At 42.1% G+C, this 1306-nt stretch carries 2 protein-coding genes; one reads left to right on the forward strand and one right to left on the reverse strand.

Going from position 1 to position 1306, the window contains the following annotated elements; translation table 11 throughout:
- On the forward strand, positions 1-562 hold a 562-nt coding region (locus tag ACYVTD_RS13000; RefSeq protein WP_461248167.1), incomplete at its 5' end, for a 4-(cytidine 5'-diphospho)-2-C-methyl-D-erythritol kinase.
- Here ACYVTD_RS13000 and ACYVTD_RS13005 read toward each other — a convergent pair.
- A complete protein-coding gene (locus tag ACYVTD_RS13005) occupies positions 467-1195 on the reverse strand; it encodes a type III pantothenate kinase (RefSeq protein WP_461248168.1) in 729 nt (242 codons plus the stop codon). The two genes, ACYVTD_RS13000 and ACYVTD_RS13005, sit on opposite strands and share 96 nt — an antisense overlap.
- Positions 1196-1306 lie beyond the last annotated feature (111 nt).

Below are 1306 nucleotides of genomic sequence, written 5' to 3' on the forward strand. Positions count from 1 at the left end.
AATTAACAAAAAAATACCGCTTGGTGGCGGTCTTGGCGGCGGGTCGTCTGAGGCGGCGGCGGTTCTAATTGCTTTAAACAAGCTTTATGAAAAGAATTATAGCAAGGAAGAATTGGCAGAGATTGGTTCGCGGTATGGCGCGGACGTGCCGTTTTTTATATATAACGTACCTAGCTTAGTCGAAGGGTTTGGCGAGAGGATTACGCCGATTGAATACAAAAAAATAGGGGGTTATTTAACCCTCTATATATCGAACCAACATTGCTCGACAAAGGATGTGTATAACGAGTTTGACAGGATAGGGAAATATACGAAGAGCAAAATAACAAATATAATAAAGGCTCTTAGAGTTGGCGATTTTGAAAGCTTAACTAAAAACCTTACAAACTCGCTCCAAAGCCCGTGTTTCAGCCTATATGCGGAAATGAAAAGCTTGTTCGACACGATAGATTCTCCTTGCAAACTTTTAACTGGTTCCGGCTCTGCTTTTTTCAGTATTACCAAAAATCATATTGAGCCCCCGAAGAACGAGAAATTCATCGCATATGAATTCGTCATCTAACTCTTTTTCTAAATAGTCTCTAACTAAGTTTACGCCACCGCCGCAGACAATATTAGTGCGCGCGTCATTTTTTTTCGTTACCCAATCGATAGTGGATATGGTTTGGTAGAAAACGCCGTTGTTTATCGCGTCTTTTGTTGAGCGAGCGAAGAAGCCAATAGGGTGTTCTGGGACGATTTCTGGGAGCTGATTAGTTTTTTCAACCAAACCGTCTAGCCCTGAATATATCCCTGGCATGATTAGCCCGCCGCCGATTTCTTTGCCTATGTTAATATGCGTGCAGACGGTTGCAGTGCCTAATGAAAAGACGGTTGCGGGGAGGGGGTAATGCTCTGCGATGTAGCTCGCGTATGCCAAAACATCGCTGCCGATAGATGGGTATAGGATTGGAAGGGGAGAGGTGTTAACGGTTAGGACTTGTGGTTTTATCTTGCTCGCTTGCACGAAAACGTCGGTTAAATGAGGGACGACGGATGCGATGAATAGGTTATCGTATTCAAAATTGCTGAGCAAATTTTCGCATTCCAAAAAAGTCAGCGGTTTTGTGGCGAATTTTTCGACTTTTAGAAGCTCGTCGCCGTCGAAAATCCCGACTTTTATGTAGCTATTGCCTATGTCTATGCATGCGTTCATGTGGGTATTATAGCAAAGATGTTTTTTTTTGTCAATTATTGTTGAAAACATTGACATTTAGCGAAAAATTTAGTATAATATTTGAAAAGGGGATGATGACATGTCTGGAAT

Source organism: Treponema sp. R6D11 (assembly GCF_054786075.1).

Excerpts from the sequence above, each read along its gene's own strand:
- ACYVTD_RS13005 (WP_461248168.1), bottom strand. The coding sequence starts at position 1,195 with ATGAACGCATGCATAGACATAGGCAATAGCTACATAAAAGTCGGGATT.